Source organism: Paenibacillus liaoningensis, from assembly GCF_059609455.1.
Genome location: NZ_JCAALU010000002.1, coordinates 352,973 through 378,518, shown reverse-complemented (window position 1 = coordinate 378,518; position 25,546 = coordinate 352,973). Strand labels below are relative to the sequence as shown.

Annotated in this window: 18 protein-coding genes; 16 read left to right on the top strand and 2 right to left on the bottom strand. The window is 45.7% G+C overall.

Annotated elements, in window-relative coordinates; all coding sequences use genetic code 11:
* The first annotated feature begins 90 nt into the window (after positions 1–90).
* From AC6B99_RS04345 to AC6B99_RS04335, 3 genes are read left to right on the top strand one after another with little or no spacing between them, the layout of a single operon-like run.
* On the top strand, positions 91–1,851 hold the full coding sequence (locus tag AC6B99_RS04345) for a sensor histidine kinase (RefSeq protein WP_496662832.1): 1,761 nt from the start codon (positions 91–93) through the stop codon (positions 1,849–1,851).
* The gene (locus AC6B99_RS04340; RefSeq protein WP_496662831.1) at positions 1,839–3,419 is read left to right on the top strand and encodes a response regulator transcription factor; all 1,581 of its coding nucleotides are present in this window, start codon (positions 1,839–1,841) and stop codon (positions 3,417–3,419) included. The genes AC6B99_RS04345 and AC6B99_RS04340 overlap by 13 nt, the downstream gene beginning before the upstream one ends.
* Before the next feature lie 23 nt (positions 3,420–3,442).
* Positions 3,443–5,056 (top strand): glycoside hydrolase family 43 protein, encoded by a 1,614-nt coding sequence (locus tag AC6B99_RS04335; protein ID WP_496662830.1) that lies wholly within the window; start codon positions 3,443–3,445, stop codon positions 5,054–5,056.
* 118 nt (positions 5,057–5,174) lie between these two features.
* Here AC6B99_RS04335 and AC6B99_RS04330 read toward each other — a convergent pair whose 3' ends face one another.
* Positions 5,175–5,750: a TetR/AcrR family transcriptional regulator gene (locus AC6B99_RS04330; protein WP_496662829.1), complete on the bottom strand. Its 576-nt coding sequence runs from the start codon at positions 5,748–5,750 to the stop codon at positions 5,175–5,177.
* Positions 5,751–5,922: 172 nt separating this feature from the next.
* On the opposite strand from AC6B99_RS04330, the gene AC6B99_RS04325 reads away from it, so the two are divergent.
* From AC6B99_RS04325 to AC6B99_RS04290, 8 genes are all read left to right on the top strand, one after another.
* Entirely contained in the window at positions 5,923–6,366 is a 444-nt protein-coding gene (locus tag AC6B99_RS04325; RefSeq protein ID WP_494859303.1) for a nuclear transport factor 2 family protein, read from the top strand.
* 350 nt (positions 6,367–6,716) lie between these two features.
* Positions 6,717–6,935: a hypothetical protein gene (locus tag AC6B99_RS04320; RefSeq protein WP_056042875.1), complete on the top strand. Its 219-nt coding sequence runs from the start codon at positions 6,717–6,719 to the stop codon at positions 6,933–6,935.
* 330 nt (positions 6,936–7,265) lie between these two features.
* Entirely contained in the window at positions 7,266–8,819 is a 1,554-nt protein-coding gene (locus AC6B99_RS04315) for a dockerin type I repeat-containing protein (protein ID WP_496662828.1), read from the top strand.
* Positions 8,820–8,839: 20 nt separating this feature from the next.
* Positions 8,840–12,010, top strand: coding sequence for an S-layer homology domain-containing protein (locus AC6B99_RS04310; protein ID WP_496662827.1), 3,171 nt, complete (start codon positions 8,840–8,842; stop codon positions 12,008–12,010).
* A 511-nt stretch (positions 12,011–12,521) separates the two neighbouring features.
* Positions 12,522–13,166 carry an SDR family oxidoreductase gene (locus AC6B99_RS04305; RefSeq protein WP_056042870.1) on the top strand — a complete coding sequence of 215 codons (645 nt, stop codon included), beginning with the start codon at positions 12,522–12,524 and terminating at the stop codon, positions 13,164–13,166.
* 47 nt (positions 13,167–13,213) lie between these two features.
* Positions 13,214–13,558 carry a rhodanese-like domain-containing protein gene (locus AC6B99_RS04300; RefSeq protein ID WP_081419144.1) on the top strand — a complete coding sequence of 115 codons (345 nt, stop codon included), beginning with the start codon at positions 13,214–13,216 and terminating at the stop codon, positions 13,556–13,558.
* A 17-nt stretch (positions 13,559–13,575) separates the two neighbouring features.
* Positions 13,576–14,598, top strand: a complete 1,023-nt coding sequence (locus AC6B99_RS04295; protein ID WP_496662826.1) for an NADH:flavin oxidoreductase/NADH oxidase — start codon at positions 13,576–13,578, stop codon at positions 14,596–14,598.
* 257 nt (positions 14,599–14,855) lie between these two features.
* Complete coding sequence (locus AC6B99_RS04290) at positions 14,856–15,296, top strand: MarR family winged helix-turn-helix transcriptional regulator (protein WP_056042866.1); 441 nt, start codon at positions 14,856–14,858, stop codon at positions 15,294–15,296.
* 341 nt (positions 15,297–15,637) lie between these two features.
* On the opposite strand, the gene AC6B99_RS04285 is transcribed toward AC6B99_RS04290, so the two are convergent.
* Positions 15,638–17,644, bottom strand: a complete 2,007-nt coding sequence (locus AC6B99_RS04285) for a M6 family metalloprotease domain-containing protein (RefSeq protein WP_496662825.1) — start codon at positions 17,642–17,644, stop codon at positions 15,638–15,640.
* A gap of 649 nt (positions 17,645–18,293) precedes the next feature.
* Here AC6B99_RS04285 and AC6B99_RS04280 point away from each other — a divergent pair.
* The 5 genes from AC6B99_RS04280 (at position 18,294) to AC6B99_RS04260 (ending at position 25,478) form a co-directional block, all read left to right on the top strand.
* Positions 18,294–20,063, top strand: coding sequence for an extracellular solute-binding protein (locus tag AC6B99_RS04280; RefSeq protein WP_056042862.1), 1,770 nt, complete (start codon positions 18,294–18,296; stop codon positions 20,061–20,063).
* A 98-nt stretch (positions 20,064–20,161) separates the two neighbouring features.
* Positions 20,162–21,052, top strand: coding sequence for an ABC transporter permease (locus AC6B99_RS04275; RefSeq protein ID WP_496662858.1), 891 nt, complete (start codon positions 20,162–20,164; stop codon positions 21,050–21,052).
* A 112-nt stretch (positions 21,053–21,164) separates the two neighbouring features.
* Positions 21,165–22,043: a carbohydrate ABC transporter permease gene (locus AC6B99_RS04270; protein ID WP_056042861.1), complete on the top strand. Its 879-nt coding sequence runs from the start codon at positions 21,165–21,167 to the stop codon at positions 22,041–22,043.
* Positions 22,044–22,123: 80 nt separating this feature from the next.
* The gene (locus AC6B99_RS04265; protein ID WP_162241952.1) at positions 22,124–23,854 is read left to right on the top strand and encodes a sensor histidine kinase; all 1,731 of its coding nucleotides are present in this window, start codon (positions 22,124–22,126) and stop codon (positions 23,852–23,854) included.
* 1 nt (position 23,855) lies between these two features.
* Positions 23,856–25,478, top strand: coding sequence for a response regulator transcription factor (locus tag AC6B99_RS04260; RefSeq protein WP_496662824.1), 1,623 nt, complete (start codon positions 23,856–23,858; stop codon positions 25,476–25,478).
* Positions 25,479–25,546: the final 68 nt, after the last annotated feature.

Below are 25,546 nucleotides of genomic sequence, written 5' to 3'. Positions count from 1 at the left end.
GGGGAGATCGAATTTATTTCGATTCCCCTATTTTTCTTTAGATAGTCCTCGTGTAGTATCAGAAGAAAGCAGACTTTGGGGGAATACAGCATGAGGTGGTTGTATCGGATATCGTTTTACCGGAGGATTCAGGCAGCATTGCTGCTGTTTTTGATTATCCCGTTGCTGTTCATTTCAGGGTTCTCCTATTTTGCTAACAAACAGTCCAGCGAAGTTAATGCACATGCAAATATGAAGGGGATCACTGGCATAATGGCAAATGATCTATCTAAAACCGCAAATGATATTTTGTATACGGTAAATCAATTTACGACACCTCAGGCTAACGGTATATTTTACGACTTAAGAAAGCTTAATCAATTGCAGCACTTTGATCATTTTGAGGATTATCAAAATTATACGGATTTAAATGAGAGCATGACCATTCTGGTGGGTAAACTCTCGCTGCTGCATGTTGATACTTTTTTTATTAATGAAGCGGACTACCCACTTGTCGGTTCTCTAACAACTGAAGATATTAAGCTGCTAAGAATGGATAGGCAATTCGAGCACATGACTACAGCCGAGGCAGCTTCCGGAGTTGTGCAATGGTTCCGGTCAGAATGGCCTGAGATTATGCAGAAAAGGGTAGCGGAACAATACTATTATTATTGCAAAAAATCCGTTTACGATCCTGTACAAGACCGAATACTGGGCACTTTGTTTATTGGGATTCCCGAGTCTTATTTTATCCAATTATTTAAAAATACAACAAATGGAAAATTTTCGCTGTATAGCGAGGAGAATTTGCTCATAGCCGGGATGGATGGGAGTGCCCCGCTTCTGCCGGCAGCTGCGCAAAAAGGCTGGATGCTGGAGAAGACAGAGGTAGCAGGAACTCCATGGAAGCTGACCTTTGAAGTGGATATAAAAGAGGTTACAGGCGAGATTACACAGCGCTTTTCCTTTTTACTGATGGGCATATTAATTGTTTTATTTATATTTCTCTTTATATCTTTTGTGATTGCCAGGGGGCTTAATCGTCCGATAGGAAAGCTGATGCGCGTGGTTAAGCAATATGGAGAAGGGAATACTTCGGTCCGCTACAGTGTGAAGGGGCAAGATGAAATCGCTCAGCTCGGCAGCGCGGTTAATCATATGCTCAATAATATTCATTCCTTAATGAGAAAAATTGAGGAGGAACAAGAAGAGAAGCGAACGATCGAATTGTATGCTCTTTTTTCGCAGATTCAACCGCATTTCTTGCTTAACACATTAAATTCGATTAAATGCAATCTGGCCTTGGAGGGAGATTTCTCTAATAGCGAGAACATTGATTCCTTAATGATTTTATTGCGGGCCCATTTGCGGGTAAATGAACCTTTGTTTTTATATGAGGAATGTAATCTGTTAACAGAATATATGTCCATCATGCGGCTGCGAAACCGGATAAACATTAAGCTCGATATCGTGCTGCCTGAACAATACCGTCAATTAATTGTACCGAGACTGCTGCTTCAGCCCCTGGTAGAGAACAGTATCATTCATGGAATAAAACGAAATCATTCAAATCCCTGCATTCGTGTGGCCGTCGAATCGGCGGCTAATCAAACGATAGAAATCCGGGTGGAGGACAACGGCAGCGGGATCAGTAAAGAGGAATTACAGCAGCTGAGTGGAAAGCTGATTTCAGGAGAACAGTCGACAGATGAAAAAGGCGTAGGTCTTCACAATGTGAAAAGGCGTTTATTTCTCAGCTATGGTGAGGGAACATCGTTTACTGTTTCGCCAAATTACCCAAAGGGTTTTGTATGTATTTTACGGATACCCGGAATGAATAGTTGGAAAGGAAATGTAACATGGCCAAAGTGATGCTAATTGACGATGATGTGCCGGTTGTTGAATATTTGCAAAGGCTTGTTCCCTGGGAAAGTCATGATCTGTCGGTCTGTGCTGCAGCCTTTTCAGTTAGTGAAGCCAAGGAATTATTTATGAAAGAGTATCCGGACATCCTGCTTACGGATATTGGATTACCTGATGGAAACGGCATAGAGCTCGCTCAATATTTCCGGTCTGTATATCCCGAGCTGCGGATTATTTTTTTAACTTGCCATGAGGATTTTCATTATCTTAAAGAAGCAATGAGTATTGAAGCGGATGATTATATCGTCAAAGACGAATTAAGCCCTGATAAAATTATTCAAAGTGTTGAAAAAGCGGTTGCAAAAATGAAATCTGCCCAAACCGAACTGGAGAAGATAGCCTATAAAAGCGATGTTGAGCGGAATAAGGATCTATTAATCCAGCGTTTCTTTCTTGAAATTCTTAAGGCTTCTGAGCCCGAGTCATTATTAAAGCAAGGAGAAAGACTCGGGATCGAGTGGGTATTTCCTAATTATATGGTTATTTTATGCCATCTTGATATAGGCTCTATGCTGAACGTTTATCATCGAAACAACCTGGAGCTGGTCAAATATGCAGCGTACAACATAGCCAAAGAACTAACGGAAGGAACCGGGATTACTCCGATTCAAGCCGAAGGGCTGCAGTTATGGTTTATTGCTAACCTCTCCGGCAACTCAGATGAACAATTAGCTGTCAGCGGGCATCTCAACCACATTCATGAGAAAATTTTGGAATTTCTAAAAATTAATTGCTGTTTCTTAATCTCCCTTCAGCCCGTTGGACTGGCTCAACTGAAGTCGAAGGTTGAAGAGATTATCAGGAAACAGCAAAGCTCGTATTACGAATCTGCGTGGTTGATTACAATTGACGGGCCTGAAAGCCAATCTGCAACAAGAAATGATATAGATTTAACTGCTATTGAACCCTATTGTCAGAAATGGGCAGCCGCATTAAGCGAGTTTAACAGATCCCTTGTCCTCATATATGCAAGCACCATCGAAAAGCTTATTCGTGAAAAAAAACCGGAAGCTAAACAAGTTCAGGATTTGCTGATCCGCATGCTGCAACAGGCGGTATATCAATTAAAGGGGACAATGGATGAGCGGCTTCAACAGGAAATAAAGCAAGCGTTGAATTTAGGAGAGGCACTTGTGATTATTAGTGTTTTTTCAGACGACTTTATGGAGAAGAAGCGCTCGGCTTACACAGACAATCAGAACACAAATCCTGATCTTAAGGTAATAAACGCTTTTATTTATCAGTATATCTACAAAAATGTTACTTCTATTGATATTGCGCAATATCTGCATCTTAACCCAAACTACTTCTCACGATATTTCAAGAAACTGGCCGGTTTGAATTTTACGGATCATGTGCATCTTCTGAAAATGGAGGAAGCCAAACGATTGCTTGGCGGGCAAAATGAAACGGCAGAGAATGTAGCTTATATGCTGGGATACTCAGACCGTGCGTATTTTTCTAAAGTATTTAAAAAGTACACGGGCATGAGCCCAAGCGAGTTCAAACAAAAATAGCTGAACAAGGGGAGGAAACGAAAATGATGAAGGAACTTATCAAACCGAAATATGGGTTGGAACCTTGGATTGCTGACCTGGGGGACGGGACTTACAAAAACCCTGTATTGCACGCCGACTATTCTGATCCTGATGTCATTCGGGTAGGTGAAGATTTCTACATGACGGCTTCCAGCTTTGGACATATTCCAGGACTTCCGATTCTGCATTCAAAGGATCTGGTAAATTGGCGTCTTATCAATCATGCCCTGCAGCGTATGCCACTGGAAGGTTACGACAGACCTCAGCATGGGAATGGTGTATGGGCACCGAGCCTCCGGTATCATGACAACCGGTATTGGATTTTTTATGGTGACCCTGATGTAGGTATTTTTATGACGACCGCCGAGGACCCAGCAGGAGAATGGTCGGAGTTGCATCTTGTACACGCCGGCAAAGGCCTCATTGATACTTGCCCTTTCTGGGATGAAGATGGACAAGCCTATTTAATTCATGCATTTGCCAAAAGCCGCAGCGGCCGTAAGCATCGGTTGTGTCTGCGTCCTATGTCCACTGATGGAACAAGACTGTTGGGCGAAGGCCGAATTATCTTCCATGATTCTGAGCGGCATCCCACACTGGAAGGTCCAAAAATGTACAAAAGACAAGGATACTATTATGTGTTTGCTCCTGCAGGTGGTGTGGAGAACGGCTGGCAAGCCGTATTTCGGGCTACCAGCCCTTATGGTCCTTATGAAGAGCGTGTTGTGCTTATTCAGGGAGCATCAAAGGTAAATGGCCCTCATCAGGGGGGATGGGTAGAATTAGAATCCGGGGAATCATGGTTTCTGCATTTTCAGGATAAAGGTGCCTACGGCAGAATTGTGCATATGCAGCCTGTTGCATGGGTCGATGGCTGGCCGATTATGGGGAATGCTGTGGATGGTAATGGTGTGGGAGAACCGCTCGAACGCTACCGTAAACCTGATGTAGGTAGTCAGCATTCGTGTGAAGTTCCGGCCACATCTGATCATTTTGCAGCCTCTACTCTTGGCGTGCAATGGCAGTGGCAGGCCAATCCGTCTGACAACTGGTACTCCCTGTCGGAGCGGCCAGGTTGGCTAAGATTGGTTGCCCAGCCACGACTGAATGCGGAGGATACGTTGTTTCATGCTCCTCATCTGTTGTTACAGAAGTTTCCCGCACCTTCATTCAGAGCCTCTGCTTTGCTGGACATTTCAGCTGCTTCAGATGGAATGGAGACAGGATTAATTGTATTTGGATATCAGTATGCTGCTTTTCGTGTTTGCTGCAGCAAATCTATGAATACAAGAAAATTGCAACTGGTACACGGTAACGAGGATCAGGAAACGGTGATTTGGGAAGCTCCCATTGAAGCAAATCATGTTGTATTGCGGGCAGACGTCTACCCTGAAGCCCGCTGCTCCTTTGGATATAGTTTAGATGGGGAGCACTTCGAAGCTCTGAACGCACCGTTATTTCAAGCAACAGTCAGCAAATGGGTAGGAGCTAAAATAGGGGTGTATGCTAAATCGGATGTTGTCAAAGATCAGACGGCAAGCGCCATTAAGGAACAGGCATCACCTGGGTGGGCTGAATTTGGCTGGTTTACAGTTAGCGCACTGGACAATGGCTGACAGGCCTATATGTCTGTTAAATCCGATTCCTCGATTCGCATCTGTAACAAGGGCTACTTGCTTATCTTGTAACTTTGGGAAATGAAGTCGTGCCATGAGGAGCATGACTTCAAGATGATTAATTGATGACTTGATTCCGTTTCAACAAACCCCATAACTGATCAGCTACCTCAATAGGAGATTGTGGCATGTTATTGAGAATCCACCATTCGATTACCCCTACAAATGCCGAGCCCATAAATTGAGTCACTAGCTCCTTGCTGTAATTTTGATTATTGCCACCCATATCAATGTGGAGTTTGATGTGACTCGTAACGAGCTCTAGCATCCGTTCACGAAATATAGGTATTCCTTTATTCGCAAGCATAGATGCATAAAATCGATGGTTCTCTGCAAAATAATTCATAACGGGCAAAAAGGAGGATTTTATCAAATCGACAGTCTCCCCGCTTGCATTTGTTTCAGTCGTAACCGAAATCATTTTATTTAGGTTTTCGTCTATGCATTTGTTCAGAAGGTCGTATTTATCATCAAAATGAAAATAAACGGTGCCTCTATTGATATTAGCCCGATCTGCAATATCGTTGATCGTAATGCTTTCAAAGTCCTTCTCAGAGACCAAAGTAATAAAGGATTGAAAAATTGCCTCTTTTGTTCTTGTAATTCTTCTGTCAACTTTACCTTCCAATTGCATAACCTCCCTGAAAAAATACAACAAAACACGATCTTCTGTTGAATATCGAACAAAAACCGAATGATTAACAATTGAACGAATCGATATACCTTATATAATAAGCAATAAGAATAAGTTGTTCAACAAGTGTTGGATTACTTACTCTAATCTAAATTACCAGGAGGATAACATCATGTCACTAGAAACGCTCCAAGCAAAACTTGAATTAAGAGAACTTGTGGATGCTTATGCAACTTTAACCGATGAGAAAAGAATTTCAGATCAAATGCTATTATTTACACCAGATACCCAATTTAAAATATATATGAGTGACCAATTGGTGTCTAATGTTTCTGGCACCGCACAACTGGAGGAGGAGTTCAACGGTCACGTTTCACTTGTGAAACGATACTTCTCCCTGAACGGGCAGCATGTTGTAAACGTGGATGGAGATACTGCAACGGGAGTCGTATTTTCTCATATAAAAATGTTGCGTGACGGTGAGGAGGGCACAGAAGTCCTCACTGATTATAGTGTTCAATATCATGATGTATATGTACGTCAAAATGAAAAGTGGCTCATTAAGGAGCGCACATCAAAATACATTTTTGTTGATGCAAAGGTTTTACAAAGCTAAGCAAAATATTACCAAAAGACGGGAATACCTTGTTGAATCCCGTCTTTTATTATTCATTTTTTCAAGGAGAGAATGATTTGTCAATGATTTTGATTATTTTGCAAAGTGCTTTAGTCCTTATGTTTCTTATGGCGGGCATTGAGAAATTCTGACTGGTGGACAGAGAGCAGAGGCCGTCGCTAAGGCTAGTGGTAAAGCGTTAGTTTATCTTACATTACCACTTGAGTCACTCCAAAGTCAGCTAATCCATTCGGATTGCCGAGTGAATTGTTCCCAAGCGTTGTGAGTATACAGCAAAAAGGTTCTAGTAGGAGAAGCGAAAATGTTGAAAAAGAGAGGAGTGCAAAATTATGATTGTAAATACAACACTTAACTCTGATTTCGAGTTTGATAATGCGATTTTTATGGGTTATTTCGTTATTGTTTTTAATCAGGATAAAATGGTTGGTTGGGGTCTCATTGAAAGCTTCAATGAGCTTGAAGTTCAGGTAAATGGGAAAGCCTACTTGAGGAAACAATCCATTTTCAAACAAACGCCCGTACCGGATGTTTACTATGAGCTTAAGTAAGAACATTTATTAGCTATATTTGATTAGATGTCCCCCGAACATCACTGAGACCATTTGAAAATGGCAGCCACGTATAAAAACGACAAGAATGACTTGACCAACTTTGAAGTGCACCCCTTAGAATAGACATTGGAATAAACCCCTGGTTTATCCAATGAAATTCTAGGGGGTGCATTTTTTATGCCGGCAAGCAGGGTCAAATTGATTATGAACATTAGCATGAGCTGTGCAATATGGACTTTAGAGTTTAAGTGTTTGTTAAGTGCTTGCTGTTACACTATTCGACAAATACCATCATAACTGATGACTTAAGGAGGAGGACAGTTTCAGATGCTAACGAGAAAAACAAACTGGGTGAAGGAATGGAAAAGAAGGTCTGTTGCGGTAATGGTCTTTATTCTATTGGCCGCATTGGCGCTGCCGTCCCGCGAGGCAAATGCAGCGGTTGGTCCCTTGTACCTCAACTCACCGCAAGATATCAAATTCTACACTTACAACGGCATAACGGAGATGTACATCGCCGACACCGGCAATAACCGGGTCATTCGGGCGGATCAGGACGGGCTGGCGAATTTAATTCTTCCCGTCAATAATCCGACGGCAGTCGCTGTCGACCAAGGCGGCAATATTTACGTCGCCGAATCGGGCTTGACCGCGGGACTGCATGCGTTTAACCGGGAAGGAGGACTGCTTTCGCTAGTAAAGCATAACGGGCAGGCGATGGACAATCCCATTGATTTGATCACCCCGATGGTCACCGCTGTCCAAAACTATCCGAAGCTTATGAACATCAAAAGTCTTTTCGTTAGACAGAAAATCAACCCGATCAACCAGCAAGTGTACACAGAAGCCAACTTCTATTATGAAAGCTACGGAACAATCAGTTATTTTCCTGCGACATATGGCATGGTTAATACAAAAGCTAGTCTTCGACTGGATCTGAGCGGCTCGGGCCGCGGCAGCTCCGGTCAAGGAGAGCTGGGCTTCGCGCTTCACTTTGACGGTAAACTCTGGGATTCTGGCGGCTACTACGTCGACTTGGAATCTGTCTTTAACACGTTTCCAGGGGATGGCTACTCGACGGGGGAAATCGCGGTCGATTTCATCGGAGAGATGTTTTACGTGGTTATGAACAAGACGAAAATCTATCGTACTTCCTATAACGGCGCTTCCTACTACAATCGCCCAACACTTCAGCCCTGGCTCAACCTGACCGACGATTACGGCATCAGCGAGCCGCATGCCCTTGCCGTCGGTCCGGACAATAAACTGTATGTGACGGATGCGCCTCAAAATCGCATTGTCGTTCTTAATTTGGATGATACCGGCACCTTTAATCGGGTGCTTAGCTTGACCTCCGAGCTGAACGATCCCCCGATCGCCGGCTCTTTCATGAAACGAGGCAAGAAAGGCCATGCGATTGCCTTGAACGGCTCGGATTTCCTGAACCATTATTCCGATCCGAACGGCCATGTGATGAAGGGGATTCGCGTCGTTACGCTGCCGGCTCACGGCACGCTCAGCCTCGCAGGAGTTCCTGTTCAGGCCGAACAAGCGATTACTGAGGCCTCGTTGAACGGCTTGATATTCACGCCCGATGCAGCTTGGGGAGGTACGACCTTCTTCGAATGGCTGGCCATGGATTCTGGCGGAGCGTATTCCGAAACGGCCGGCAAGGTGGAGCTTATCATAGGGCTGAAGGGAGACGCCAACGGGGACGGAGCCGTAACGCCTGCGGACGCGCTGCTCATCACCAAGTATCTAAAAGGGAAAATCACGCTGACGGCAGATCAGCTTGAAGCGCTCGACATGGATGATAACGGTGAAGTGACCGAAGCTGATGCTACCTTGATTATGAATATCTATATGGGCAATGCAACCTAAGAAACCTTGAGGTGAATATATTGAACTACTTTTATGCTAACCGATCTGGATTGCGCGGCAGGTTCAGCGCTTTCCTTGCTTTGTTGCTGGTGTTGGCGCTGCTGCTGCCGGCACTCCCGAAAGCGTCTGCTGCCCCGTCGAACACGCCATCCGTGCGTGTCGGCACGGTGGCCGGAGCGCCGGGTGCTTATATTGATGTGCCGGTTTTCTTCGACTCGAATAGCTCCGATCTGTATGTCTACCGGTCGGACACTACGATTAATTACGATCCGAACGTGCTTGAGCCGGTGGCAGGAGAGGAAGCAGCCATTAGCGGGCTGGTCAAAGCAATCGATTCCAACGCGCTTTTGCTTGTAGACAAAGCAACAACCGGAAGTCTGAAGCTTAAGTTGACGCTTACCGGTTTTATAGAGGACTCCAGCGAGCTGTTCACGCTGCGGTTCAAGATCAAGGAAGGCGTGCCGGCAGGCGACTCCGCCCTTACGGTCGTTCAGGGCCAGCTTTACGAGGACGTCAATCCAGTATCTGCCGATCTCGTGAGCGGGAGGGTGACCGTGTCTCCATCAGGAAATGCGGCCATTGAAATCGGCTCGGCGTCCATCAAGGCAGGGGAGGACGGCATCGTCTCCGTGCCGGTGAAGGCGAAGCTTGATAAGGAGGTTGCCTCCTATGGCATACGGATCAAGTTCGATCCGGACGCGATAAGCTACGATGGGATCGTGGAACAAGGCTTCATGTCGAACTATAACAATACTGACGGCTGGTTGATTGTTTCTTGGCTGGATCTGACGGGCGGAGATAGCCCGATTCCGGCTTCTCAGGATGCTCAGACCCTCTTCACGATCAAGTTCGCAGTTGAAGATGACGCGCCGATCGGCGATCACGCGCTGACTATCGAGACGCCAAATGACGTGCGGGAGCTGACGTTTACCGACGTGCATGCCGTGGAGATGAACAAGACTGTCTCAAACGGCAAAGTTTCCGTCGTCGTTCCGCCCGCAGCTCCGGCATTGGTCACTGCGACTCCGGGTGATGGCAAGATCAGGCTGACTTGGCCGGCCGTGCCGATGGCGGAGACGTATAAAGTATACCTTTATGAGGGAGAAGCTGGGCCTCACGACGTCACCGATTGGGTAGAGATCGCTAGTGGGGTTAGCACCAATGCGTATACTGCAGAGGGACTGGCTAACGGTACATCCTACGTATTTGCGGTTAAGTCGGTCAATCCTTCCGGCGCATCCGGTCTGAGCCCGGCTTCGGAGGCAGTCGCTCCTGTTTCGGTTCCTGGAGCACCGACGAATTTTAACGCCACGCCAGGCAGCGGGACGGCGGTCATCTCCTTTGTGAAGCCGGTCAGAGCGGTCGGCGAGCCAATTTTGAAGTACCGCATCGAAGCGCTGCTAGATAACGGCATCGTTTCAGCGAAGGAAGTGCCGGAAAGCGGCGAGGGTTTGTACAGCGCGAGCTTCGATGGCTTGTTTAATGGAAAGACGTACACGATTCGCATCTACGCAGTGAATGTTGCTGGAGATTCGGCGCCGCTCATCGGCACGGTTCGTCCGGTGGCGAAGCCGCTGACTCCAGCTATCCTGTCGGTTGTGCCAGGCAATGGGCAAGTACAAGTTACCCTGGGCGCGCCAGCCAATGTGAACGAGGCTCCGGTAGATCGTTATATTGTGACGTCTAATCCTGGCGACATCTCTGTCACAGTTGGCGGAGAGCAATTGTCGGTCGTCATCTCCGGGCTGACGAACGGCACGTCCTATACCTTCAACGCTGTCGCCCAGAATGCTGCGGGGATGTCCGATCCGTCCGCAGCATCACAAGCTGCGATACCGACGGCACCGGTAAGTGGAGGTGGCGGCGGAGCTTCGACTTCGACGGAGCAAATTAAAGTCGAAGTCAGCGATGGCAGCGGCAAGGGCGGTGTAGTTGCCAGCACGACTATTGCAAGAACGACCCTTGCAGATGGCAGCAAGAAAGACGAAGTGACATTGACGTGGGCACAGGCGGAGCAGGCGCTTAAGCAATTGAAGGAAGCCGGCTCGTCTACGGCCAGAATCGTCATTCCTGACAAGAAGGACGAAGTATCCGATTTTATTATTAAGCTGCCGGCAGAGGCTGCGAAGCAGTTTGCCGCACAAGGCGTTGATTTGCAAATCTGGACCAACAACGGCGGTATCCTCATACCGAGCCGCTCCTTGCAAGGCTTGCAGGAGGAAGTGTATTTCCATATCGTACCGATCAAGGCAGCTGTCGAACGCAAGAAGGTGGAAGAGCGCCTCAAAGAGGAGCCAACGCTTCTCCGACTAGCGACGGCGGACGGCTTGCAGCTGATTGGTCGGCCGATGACGATTGAGACGAACATGAGCAGCCGCGAGGTAACCCTTGAGCTGCCGGTAGGGGAGGATTTGCCAAAGGCGGAGCTGGAGAAGCTGGGCGTTTTCATCGAGCATAGCGACGGTACGAAGGAATGGGTGAAGGGTGAACAGGTCGGCTACAACGGAACGGACAAGCCGGGCATCCGATTTACCATCACGAAGTTCAGCACCTTTTCCATCGTGAAGTTGAACGTGGATAGTGCGTCTCATGCAGCTTACATTCAAGGGTACAGCGACGGTACATTCCGTCCAAATCAAGCAGTTCGGCGTGTGGAGATGGCGGCGCTGCTATCCAGAGCGATGCCGGGTACTACTGCAGGAGCAGCGGATGCTGCTTACTCCGATCTGCCGTCCGCCGTTTGGGCGAAGCAAGCGATTGCGCAAGCGACGGCGCAGGGCTATATGCAGGGCTCCGACGGTCGCTTCATGCCGGACAAGTTGATTACCCGTGCGGAAATGGCAGTGATTGTCGATCGCTTGCTGAAAAACGGAATGGCAGCGGGCGATGCTAAAGCATCGTTCAAGGATATTGACAGCCACTGGGCGGCTGAAGCGATCGGACGAGTAAGCGCAGCTGGCATCATGTCCGGCTCTGGCAACGGTCTGTTCCGACCGAACGACTCGCTGACGCGCGCAGAAGCGGTCGTCATTCTGAACCGCGTGCTGGAGCGCGGTCCACTCACGGGCGAGAAAGCCGCCTGGAAGGATGTTCCGGCAAGTCATTGGGCGTTCGGACACATTCAGGAGGCGTCCACGGATCACCGTTATACCCGGAGCTCGGATGGCGGAGAGCAGTCTCTCGCCAATTAATAAAGCAATCAACTTATCATTTAGTGAAGCTAGTAGCTTTAAATGACTTCTAAGATAAAAAAACAAGACGCGATTGTTTAGCGTCTTGTTTTTTTATGTACCTGAAAAGGATTAAAATTTGGTTATTTTTAGTTAGCAGGCGCTACGAGATCTTAGTGTGAATTTAGAAATTCGTGAGACTGGATACAAGACAAATAAAACCGAGAGGTAAAAAGTCCAAGGCCAAGCAAATATCAAAGGAACGAGGAAATAAAGAGGAAATGATGAAGCTTATTTTCAATTAATGACTGATTATATTGATGGTATACACGACTTGACATCATTTGTTTTTTACGCTAAATTAAATGCATGCGCATGCTTTTATTCGGTTTGGCGTACGGATCATGTTGTTATCTGATCATAGATCGTTTGCGCACAAAAGCGTTCTTTACCCACAATACTCAAGCATTGCTGGTATCCGTAGGGCTATCGCAATAGACTGGCAATATTTCATAACGAGGAGGGTTTGAATATGAAGGTGTTAGTAGTCGGATCGAATGGACAAATTGGACAGCGCCTTATTCAACTGTTGAGAGCAAGCCAAGAGCACACCGTCCGGGCGATGGTGCGAAAAAAAGAACAAGCCGATGCCTATGAGAAGCAGGGCGTCGAAACGGTGCTTGCAGATTTGGAAGGAACGGTCGATTCCATTGCCGCAGCCGCTGAGGGCTGTGACGCCATTGTGTTTACCGCGGGCTCAGGAGGCAAAACAGGTCATGATAAAACACTGTTGATTGACTTAGATGGTGCTGTGAAAACGATTGAAGCGGCTGAAAAAGCAGGCATTGGCAGATTTATTATGATCAGTGCCATTCAGGCGAATAACCGTGAGAACTGGCACACTGAGATTGTTCCGTATTACGCAGCAAAGCATTATGCAGACAGACTGCTGGAAAGCAGCAAGTTGACATACACGATTATACGGCCAGGCATTCTTTTGAATGAACCGGGTACAGGAAAAGTATTTGCTGCTGAGAATATCACTTCTGGCAGTATTCCTCGTGAAGATGTAGCTCATGCTATTTTGGCCGCATTGGATGAGAAGCATACCTACAAGCGTGGGTTTGACTTAATTGCTGGTGACGATTTAATTGCCGATGCATTGAAAAAAGTCTAAAAAGCAGCTGCAGTATAAATCCGAATGAAATGAGAGAGGGCTTAGGAATGTTCTGGTTGATTTTTTTAGCCGTTATAATCGCAATGTTCGTTGTTATACGTCAGTTATGGCCCTTGCCAAACCTTAAACATATCGATTATCAAGATTTTATGAAACGGCGGGATGAATTTCGTGAATATAAAGTAATTGATATCCGAGATTCTCTCGAGTATTTGGCTGATCCTACAGCTGGGACGATCAATATCTCGCTAGGCCGCCTTCCTTACGTATGGAAAAAGCATCTTATCCGTGAGGATAATGTCATCATATTGTCTACTAGGGCATTTAAATCAAAAAAAGCTGCGCGAATTTTGCGAAAGCGCGGATTTGAATTTCTCTATGTAGTTAAATAAAGAGAGGAGTCTTTCTCATGAAAGATTTATTTAGTCCGTATACATTTAAAGGTTTGGAATTGAAAAATCGCATCGTAATGCCGCCAATGTGTCAGTACTCGGTTGGTAAAAAAGATGGTATCGCTACAGATTGGCATTACATGCACTATGTTAGCCGTGCAGTAGGCGGAGCTGGTTTTATTATGCTTGAAATGACGGATGTAGAGCCGGATGGGCGTATTTCCGATTTTGATCTAGGGTTATGGTCTGACGAGCAGATTCCGGCGCTGAAACGAATCGTAGATGCATGCCATAGTTACGGTGCCAAAGTCGGGATTCAGATTGCCCACGCTGGACGCAAGGCAGAAGATGCCGAAGTTCCTGTGGCGCCATCTGCGATTGCGTTTGATGAAAATTCAAAACAGCCGCGCGCGCTTGCAACCGAAGAGGTTAAAGGATTGGTACAGAAATTCCGGGCTGCTGTTGCTCGCGCGGTGAAGGCGGGTTTCGATACGATTGAGCTTCATGGGGCACATGGCTATTTGATTCATCAGTTCCACTCGCCACTTACGAACAAACGGGATGATGAATATGGAAAAGACCTTAACCGCTTTGGTCGGGAAATTATTCAGGCGGCGAAGGCCGAGATGCCAGAAGATATGCCGCTCATAATGCGTATTTCTGCCAAGGAATACGTGGAGGGCGGATACGGTATTCAGGAAAGCATTGCGTTTGCCAAGGAATATCAAAAAGCAGGGGTGGACATGTTTGATATTTCATCCGGTGGTGAGGGGCCAATTGCTGCATGGGGCAGACCGGGAACTCATGCTGCTTATCAAGTGCCATTGGCTAGAGATATTAAACAAGCTCTTGATATTCCAGTGATCGCTGTAGGAAGACTCGATGATCCAACGTTGGCTAACGCCGTCATTGGCAATGAAGATGCTGATTTAGTTGCCGTTGGCAGAGGAATGCTGAGAAACCCTTATTGGGCATTGGAAGCCGCATCAAAGCTGGGCAAAGAAACCGATATCCCTAAACAGTATTCTTCTGGATTCTAAGAGCTGAACGAATAGAAGAAAAATGACGACAGCTCTAGCTTGAACGTACAATGTGCGTTATCGGTTTGTCATTTCCCACCCTCTATAAATAGTAAAATGCATAGTGACAACTTATATCCCCAGCATATAAAGCTATAAAATGAAGGCTCTGGTACGGATACAAGGTTAAGGTTATAATAACGATATGCCGCTGAACAAATGTTCAAGTTGATCGGCCTATGGACTAAATACTATGAAATAGAACAGGTGAAAACTTGATGAATACCAACACCGATAACAAACTTTTAGATAATTGGCTGAGTTTTAGTGACATTCAGGCAAAGATTAATAATAAGCTGGAGAGTGCTTTAGAGGAGAAATACAGCTTGTCCTTAAAGGAATTTTATGTCCTGTATTTTCTGTCTCAAACAAGCGATAAACAGCTGAGATTGCAGCAATTGCAAGACATGGTCGGTTTGAGTCAAAGTGCCATATCCAGATTGGTAGTTAGAATGGAAGCCAAAAATTGCGGCGCTTTACAACGTCATGTTTGTGAAGATGATCGAAGAGGCGTTTATACTTGTTTAACAGAGCTTGGCGAGTCTAAACTCCAAAGAGCTTTGCTGACTTTTAATGAAATCATTCAAACGGCCTGTCTGGCAGACGAATTTCAAAAAGAACTTCACACTTTGATTCAGCAACGCCCAACAAATGATTAAACCATTTTAATGCGTGCAGCCCGAACAATTTCTATAAGGGGGGAAGGTTCTGGAGAAATCACATAAAGGCCGCCACATGGTATTTTTTTGCCGATAAGGGCGGAACTTCCGGCAGTCTCTGGAGCCAAAAATGGAAGCGGTTCGGTTGGTAAACGAGAGCCTGAAAAATCTATTAAATCAAAGAGGCCAACCTATTAGTTTTGTATAATAGGTTGGCCTCTTGTGCGCTTGGTAGCTCAACTGGCTAAAGAGAGAAAGTCTCTAGTGTGCCATAAGGTGGCGGAAGAAATTCAAAAATCGTATTAAGATGCCCGGTACTTCGAATTTTGAGTGCTGATACATTATTGCGTCACTCCAAATACATTAAGTTCAGCCGCACTTGTCCATGGGTTATTGTTTACCTCGCTTAAGGCACGCAGTCTAATATATCGACCCGTCTTGGCTGCAAAGCTGACTTCTTTCAAAGTGGTATCATTTGTAAAGGCACCTGAGGCTACATATGTTCCCCAGTTTACTCCATCACTGCTGACGTAGAACTCATAGTCCTTGATCGTTCCGTTCACTTGGCCATCTTGTCTTGGCAGATAGCTGAATTTGGAGAGAGTATAGGATGCACCCAGATCAATTTGAATCTCGTGCGGCATTGGAGCTACTGGGGACCATTTCGTGTGCCATAACGTGCTGTTGCTTCCATCAAAGGCTTTCAGGGCTTCATTGTACAATTCATCGCTGTCTACATATTTTAGCGTCCAATTCGTTTGCGGAATCAGATTGGCTCCTCCTACTGTTACTGTCGTATTCATAGCGGAATTACTTGTACTTGTCGTCGTAATTGTAACTCCTGAATTATTTCCAGTGTAGGTATTACTGTTTGGATTGGTGCCTGGACCGAAGGAAGCAGCATGATTATTATTCGTATAATAGAACGAGTCCTGGTATTCGCTGACGGATTGCTCAATATCGATGAAAGGGTGAGGATCATTTTGGATATTATTCATGGATTCATCAATATGCCAAATCGCGATGCCGCCAGAAACGGTTGGCAAGCTTGCATCATATCCAACTTTTTGGCGATTCTCAACTAAAAAATAAGAATTATCCGCTAAAGGAATCTTTATAACATTATAGTTATTAAGGATGCTATGCAGAGTAACATTGTTTGTTGTATTTACTACAACAGGTGTTACAAATCCTAATTTTACTTTTGACCAGGCATCCATATGAGTGGGTGTAGCTCCATAATCTTCTCCTTGAAGACTATTCCAGGATCCATTAGCCATTATACTTAGCTCACCCACATGATTATTAGAACCATAGAGATCTGGAAGACCAAAGGAATGGCCTAATTCATGAGCAAGGAGACCAATCGTTGCCATATGACCATATTGTTTTTCGCCCTGTGCCGTATACATACCTGATACTGTAACACCATCGTGATTGGTGTCGGGAGCAAACGACTGATGTGCCCAAACATTTGGTGCTGGACCACCACTAGCCTCTTCATTACCAGCAAGAATAGTTACAATGTAGAAACCATCTTTAGAATCGATGACCTGATCATTATTGGTATCGAAACTAGCATAATTCACCGCAAGATCAGCTTTAGTCATTGCATCTGTTATAACTGTTCCCATGCTTTTTCCCGATGTATCCGGATGATCGTAGTCTAGTTTTACCTTTACTACCCCATCATTTTGCGTGCCATATAATTCGGACGCTGGAGTGAGCTGCACTTTTCCATTACTCACTTCATTATAGTAATCTTTAATTGACTTTTGATTTGCTGAAAAGAATTTGTTGCTCCAATCGTTGTCGCTATATGCGATATCAATATTTGTAAACTCAATTAACAAAACTAGTAATTTTTTGGTTCCTGAAACTGAAGTGACAGTTCCATCAATATTTTGTAGTGATCCCGTAAACTCTTTCGATTCTGAACGTTCAAGAGAAGATGAGGATTCCTTTTGCAGCTCATTTATCAGCTCCTGTTTTTTCTGAGCTTGAGGATTGTATTTGTTTACCCATGTGGTTAAATGGTTCTCATCTACCGCTTTTGCAGGCTTCTTGTCAATTTTATATTTTTCTCCCGTCGATTTCAGGTCGTTTGATGTAAGTTCAGCGTAATTCCAATACCCCTGCTGATCTTGTATAAGTACGTCGCCATCGTTTGTACTTGCCCAATGGAACCATTCATCTCCATGCATCGTAGCTTGAAACGACTCGCCTGACGGTTGCTCCATTTCGACAACCCCATTGTATGCTGGTGCGGCGAAAACGCTCGTATGAATGCACAAAACACAAATCAAAGAAAAAACGGATGTGAACAGGAATTTGAGATTATTTTTCATAAATATTCCTCCTTCATATTTTTTTGGAAATGATAGAATTGTTTCCATTATAGATTCATGAAGATCGCCCCCTCTTCAATGGTGTGAGGAGTATTCTGTTGATAACCGCACCAGATTCATAGATAGATTAAATCGACAGATGCATCTAACAGAAGCCTGGAATACCCCCTATCACAATATAAGTAAATTTTTACAATATGTCTAGTTTTTTGTACATATGCTATTTTTATCTAATAATCTTAATATGGGCAGATGAATAGCCGGATTCCCATTGGCGGGACAAATATAATCCGAAACGCCTCATCTTCCAGGCGATCATCATGGACCATAAAACAGTACAGAATGGGATTTCATCCAGCCATGCATGCTTAAGTATAAAGAATCTAATCAATCAAAAGGCTCAACCTATTAGTTATATATAGAATAGGTTGAGCTTTTGTTTGAACTATAGTAGTTGCCTGTTTAGATTCCATCAAAGAAAGTCTAAGCGGAAAGCCGAATGTACGATTTTTGATATGATGTTAAAAACGGAATATATAAACAGCTGCACTATGACCCTATAATTAGCTATGAGACTGCGACGAAATAAAGGACAGCTAAACTCCTCGCAGCTCCTATGTACCATCAATATATAGAAATGGGGTAAAACATGGGTCATTATGTTAAGTTTGCAAAGTTGTTAGCGCTTTCTATTGCGATCGGAGTATTGCCGACTTTAGCCGCATGTTCGAGCAATAATAATCAAGAGCCGTCTGGCAGCCCGGCAAGCACAGCTGAAAGCGCTTCGGCTGGGGCGGGTACGTGGGAACAGAAGTTTGACCCACCGGTTACGATTACGACTGCCATTGTCGATGATGGCGCTTCGAGGGGCAATGCGTTCAAGCCTGGCGAGTCGATGGAAGACAACATGAATCTTCGCTGGATGAAAGAAAATATGGGCATCAACGTGAAATTCGATTTTATTGTAACGAAACCGGAAGATTACGATACGAAGCTTCGCCTCCTGCTTTCCAGTGGCGCCAAGCTTCCTGATGCTTTCAGAGCCCAGGGGGAGCCGCTTCAAAGCTTGCTTGCAGCTAATAAACTAATGTCTCTGGACGAAGCTATAGAGAAATATGCGCATCCAGGCTATAAGGAATTATTGAAAAATTATGGATACACACTAGGTGAAGTCAAAAAAGACGGCAAAATTTATGGTTTGCCATCCTTCTTCATGGGTGATGAAGGCACCGTTATGTGGATTCGCAAAGACTGGCTTGATAATCTAGGTCTTCAGCCGCCTAAGACGCTGGCCGAGTTCGAAAACGTGCTCAAGCAATTTACGGAAAATGACCCCGATAAAAACGGAAAGAACGATACGATCGGTCTGGCCGTTCCGCTTAAAGAAGGACCGTGGACTTGGATGGGGCAGACGGACGCCATTGTTGCAGCCCTTACCACCCAAATGATCAATACCTCTGACATCCGCAGTTTCTGGAACAAGGGGGAAGATGGCAAGCTGACCTATGGCGCGATTAATCCAGACGCCAAATTGTATTTGCAGACGATGAAAGATTGGATGAGCAAAGGTTATATGGACAAAGAAGCTGGAATCAAGGATCCGTCAAAATCCTCCGAATTGGTTGCCAGCGGCAAAGCCGGCATTATGTTCGGTCCGGCCTGGATGGGTGACTGGCCGCTGAGCGACGCGACCAAGAACGATCCAAAAGCCGACTTTGAGCCATATCCGCTTCCAGCTGGTCCGGATGGCTTGGTAGGTCGTGCGGAGAAAATGTTGGTTTCGGGCTTCACCGTATTTAATAAAGACTTCAAGGATATCGAAGTATGGTTCGCTTATTTCAACAAAATGTTCGCGAAGCAATTGGAGCAAGAAGGCGATCCGTTCTTCGATCCACGTTGGAAAGACGGTTACTATGAAGGATACGATTATGTGAAATACAACGGTAAGCTCATCAAGGGCGATTACGAAGCAGCGGGCGTTCCGGCAGACCAATGGCCGCTTAAAGACGGAAGAAGTATGGATATGAGATTCATGATGACGAATATTCTCGGCTCAAGCGTGACGATTCCTTACTCCAACGAGGCTCCAGTCAAGAAGTTTTTGGCCGACCCTAACGCTGAGCCCGTAAGCTCCAAAGAATTTGACGTTAAACAAATGAAGAAGAAACAAATCGATGGTCAGGGCGTCCGTATTAACCAAGGCATCACGGAGGGGAAAAACTATTTTACCGGCCCTATGACGCCAACGATGAAATCCAAAGGCGAATTGCTGAAGAAGCTTGCTACTGAAAGCTACCTCAAAATTATTTATGGCGATCAACCGATCGAATATTTCGATGAATTCGTCAAAGAATGGCTGGATAATGGCGGCCAGAAAATTACGGATGAAGTTAACGCGTGGTATGCGGAAAACCAGTAACGCGCGCTGACAACAGGAATGGAGGACGGAGGAGAGGGCAGCATTTGCTGCCGGTCTCCTTTCCGTTTTTCCGATGAAAGGATGGGTACGAAGTGGCAATGTACTGGAGAAAAACATGGCCGTTCCACATGCTATTGTTGCCGGCCTTAATATTATGCATCGTGTTTCAATATATCCCGTTGTTTGGAGTTGTCATTGCCTTCCAAGATTATCAACCTTGGCTTGGCATCAAGGGGTCGACTTGGGTGGGCTTGGATCATTTCCGGTATCTGTTCACGTATCCGGACGGCAAGCAGGTCATATGGAATACGTTAATTATCGCCGCATTTAAGGTAATTATGAATTTATTCATTCCCATTGTATTCGCTCTGCTGCTCAATGAAGTCAGGAAGATTTTTTTTAAGAGAGTCGTGCAGACGCTTGTGTATTTGCCGCACTTTTTGTCATGGGTCATCTTGGGTGGCATTATGCTCGATATTTTATCGACGGAGGGCGGAATCGTCAATCGCATCCTTAATTCGTTCGGCATAGACAGCATCTTTTTCTTAGGCAACGGCCCATGGTTCCGGTTTACGGTCATCCTTAGCGACGTGTGGAAGGAATTTGGTTTCTCTGCCATTATTTTCTTAGCTACCCTAATAGGCATCAATCCGGCTTTATACGAAGCGGCCGAAATCGACGGGGCTACCCGTTGGCAGCAAGTCAAATCCATATCCATTCCGCTCATTTTGCCAATCGTAATCGTGGTAGCGACGCTATCGCTCGGCCGGATTTTGGATGCCGGCTTCGATCAAATTTTGAACTTGTACAATCCGCTCGTGTATTCGCACGGAGATATCATTGATACATTCGTTTACCGAGAAGGACTGAACAACGGACAATTCAGCTTCGGAACGGCGGTTGGACTATTCAAGTCTTTAATCGGCTTCATTTTAATCGTCATCAGCTACAGATTGGCATATAAACTAGCTAACTACCGGATTTTTTAAAATATAAGAATTTATAAGCTTCACACTTATAAATAGACTTATATTTCATCGCGAAACGGTTGCTTTGCCGCCAAAGGACGGCTTCAGCCGTTTACGCTTGAGGAGGTCGACCATGCACTACCGCTCTAGAGGCTACACCGTATTTACGATACTGAACACCGTCTTTCTTTGCCTGCTGGCGCTCATTTGCATTCTTCCTCTTGTCCATGTGCTTGCGGTATCCTTCAGCTCACGGGCTGCGGCAACAGCGAATATCGTCAATTTTTGGCCGGTCGGCTTTACGACTGACGCCTATGTCAAAACGCTAGCCAACGGGAAATTTCTTAAAGCCATGTGGATTGGCGTAGAGCGGACCGTGTTAGGCACGATCCTTTCAATGGTTGTGGTCACGATGGCTTCCTACAGCTTATCGAAGTCCAGCTACAAATTCCCGGGGCGTCAAATTTACATCTGGATTTTCGTGTTCACGATGCTGTTCTCGGGTGGTCTGATTCCCTCGTATATATTGGTCAGCAAGCTGCATCTGATCGATACCATTTGGGCGTTGATCTTGCCTTCGGCTGTCAGCGTGTGGAATATGATTTTGATGCTCAATTTCTTCCGGACGATTCCTCAGGAGCTGGAAGAGGCTGCCCATATCGATGGAGCTGGTCATTTGAGAGTGCTTTGGAGCGTTTATTTGCCCGTATCGATGCCGTCCATTGCGACATTATCTTTATTTTCAATGGTATCTCATTGGAATTCATGGTTTGACGGCGTAATCTATATGACCAATCCGGATGGGTATCCGCTCGCCACTTATTTGCATTCCATGATTGTTAGTGACAATATGTCACGGATTGGTGTAACATCGGAAAGTATAGCCAATTTCTCCAACCGTACGGTTAAAACAGCACAAATTTTTATCGGCGCGTTGCCGATTTTACTCGTGTATCCATTTTTGCAAAAGTATTTTGTTAAAGGAATTGTGCTTGGCTCGGTGAAATCCTAGGGTAATTCTAGCAGGCCGAGAAGATGCAACTGAATTGGAGGAGACCTATGTTATACAGCAGAAGCGTTATGGGAGGCAGAATGAATATATTCACGAAAGTCATGATCGTGATCGTTCTCATGCTCATCCCTGTCGTTATGATGTATAATTCGTCGAATAAGATTAGTACCGGCGTTGTTGAGCAGGAGCTGCTTCAAGTCAACATGAATCGGATTCGTTTTTTTGTGGAGCAGATGGACGTTGAAGCAGACCGTTTATGGAGAGCGGCCTTCGTCGTTGCATCCGACCCGGATGCGCTGCAGTTGCAGCTGCGTTCTTCTTCCGAACCCTCCTATTCCATGCTGGCATCGAAGACGCTTCTGCTGCAGAAGCTGGATATGCAGTCTACCACTTTCCAATGGGTAAATGATTTCACCGTATATTCCCCGGTTTCGGACGTAATGGTTTCTACGAATTATTTGCAGCAGCACGATGCGGATTACTTCAGAAATTCGAGCCAGCAGCGCTGGGATTATCGCATGATTGTTACGGAGCGTGGACCGGAAAACGCATTTGTGCGGGATTTAATAACTCCTTTCGAATCGAACGCCAAGCCAGAAAATCCGAATTTGTATGTCGAAGTCTCGTTCTCGTCGGAAAATCTAGTCAAAATGCTGGATCGTTTTAAGCAAGGCAGCGTCGGAGAGCCGTTTCTCTATTGTCCGGGCTTCGAGCCGATTATGCCGCGGGAGTCGGAGCCCGATCTGATCAATGCCATGGCCAAGCAATTTGATAAAATCAAAGCACAGAACCCGACCGAAGGGTCGGTCAAATTGACTTTTCGCAATGAACCGTATCTTGTCAATTATGTGGCATCCGCCTCGTTGGGATGGTATTTAATCGATTTCCAACCGATGCAAAAAGTGCTGGAGCCCATTGATCATAGCAAGAAAATGTTTTATGCCGCAGGCTTGCTTTTGCTGGTTCTTGGTGTTGCCGCCGCAGCGCTTTTGTATCGCAACGTGCAGAAGCCGATCTATGATTTAATTCGGGCAGTGAAGTCGCTCCGGCGGGGCGAATACGGTCATCGGGTCAAGCATATATCGAACAATGAGTTTTATTATTTGATCGAGCAGTTTAACCTGATGTCCCACGATATTCAGACGCTAATCGATAAAGTGTACACGGAACAGCTTCAGGCCAAAGAGTCGTCCCTTAAGCATTTACAGGCGCAAATCAATCCGCATTTTTTGTATAACAACTTCGCATATATCCAAAGCATGGCTCAGCTTGAACGGACGAAAGCGATTGTCGCCTTCACCCAGCACTTGAGCCAGTATTACCGTTATACGACCAGGACGGAGCAGCAATTGACTTCTTTGGCCGAAGAGATGGAATTGATTCGCAATTACTTGGAAATCCACCGGATGCAGTCCGAGCGCCTGGAATTTCATGAACAGATCGAATTAGGCATGTTTTCTTTGCTTATGCCCCGCTTGCTGTTTCAGCCGCTTGTCGAAAATGCGATCGTGCATGGAATGGAAGGCAAGAAGGGGAAATTTGAAATCGTCATAACCGGCAAACAGACCGAGGAAGGCTGGGAACTCATCGTAGAAGACAACGGCGTCGGAATGCAGCAAGCTGAATTAAATGCTTTAAGGCATTCCTTGCAGTTGAAATCAAGCGCGGATCACAGCCTTGGGCTAAGGAACGTTCATCAACGTCTAAGGCATTACTTCGGACAATCCTCGGGGCTTTTGATCGACCATTCCTCTTTAGGTGGGCTTCGCGTGGGATTGATGATTAAGAACGGAGGCGATTCCGATATTTGAAGTGCTGATCGTAGACGATATTCCCTCCCAGGTTGACAGCATAGCCGCTACCATTCCAAAGGATGAACTTAGAATCAGGCATATTCATAAAGCCCATACGGGTGAGGAGGCTTTAAAGCTTTATCGGGAACAAAACATACATATCATCATTACGGATATACGGATGCCGGAGATGAACGGAATTGAATTCATTCGAGAAATACGTGAAATGGGACGCAAAGTCAAAATTATCGTTATTTCGGGGTATGCCGATTTCGAATATGCGCAAGGTGTTGTACCGTATAATACGTCTGGCTACTTAATGAAGCCGGTAAATCCCGAACAGCTTCGGGAGATGCTGGGCAAATTATCCGAAGAAATTACCTGCGAGATGAGGCAGCAACAACAGCAGCAGCGCGACGTATACGCCTTCAGAGAAAATTTGCCTACGTTGCGCAACGAGCTGTTGAATCGTTTGCTGCACGATAACGGCATCCCGTTCGCGGAGCTGGAACGAAAGCTTTTCCTATTGGACTTGCCTTTCACCTTGGGTCAGGAAGTAGGCTTGTTCATCGTAAGGCTGGAGGGCAGGCTGCAAGAATATGAAAGCATGGATAGAGGGCTTATTGAATATGCGGTCACGAATATGGCGGAAGAATTGTTTAGGGACGTCTTTCACTTGTGGTTCTGCCGTGATCATAATGAATATCTCGTCTTTGTCGTTTCGGCCAAAGGGGAAGCCAGTGCGAACGGGCAGGCTCAACAAGCTATGACAATCGATCGGATTACGATGGACGTCCGGGTGGCTGCGCTGAAGAAAAAGGCGGAGTCCCTCTTGAATGGCCATGTGTCCATCGCGCTAGCCGTGAACGGGGTATCTTTTCCCGAAGGCCTTCCCGGCCTGTACCGCTCCGTAATTGATGGCATGAGGCGGATAGAAGAAGGGCGGCAAAGCCTATTTTTGCGGATCACGGGCCTACTCGATCAGGTTCGAATTGGAACGCTGACATCGCTATATCGCCCTCCTCTCCTCATTCATTTGCTCGATACGGGGAACTGGCTGCATGCGGAGGAAAAGCTAATCGAAATATTCAAGGAACTGAAAAGCGTAGATTATCCCCCCGAGTATGCCAATGAAGCGTATTTCGCCATTGCTAACGCCTACCAGTATATGGCGCACAAGAAAGGAAAGCTGCTAAGCGAGTTCGGGGCATCCTCCTTCGGTCTCATGCCAACTGCTCCTTCTCTTAAGCAGTTGGAGAAGTGGGCATTTTTCATATTCCGCTGCCTTAAAGAACAATTGGAAGATTCATGCGTCAAGCAGACCGGATTAGTGGACAAAGTCCATAAATTCATCGAGCAAAACATGAACGACAATTTATCGCTGCAGACGCTTGCGGCGCAAATCGGTCTTCATCCCGCCTATTTGTCGAGAGCGTACCGGGCAGAAACAGGAAACAATTTGAGCGAATATATTTTGCGATACCGGATGGAATTGGCCGCGTATTTGCTGCGCAGCAGCGACAAGAAAATTTATGAAATCGCCCGAATCATTGGGTATCAAGCCGTGCCGCATTTTATTAAGCTGTTCAGGACGTTTTCGAACATGACTCCCCAGGAATATCGCGATCGAACGGGGGTGTAGCCCGATTTTGGGTAAAAACGCCTTGGTTTGGACAATCGGAATTCGTCGTTCCACCATGTAAACTAAAA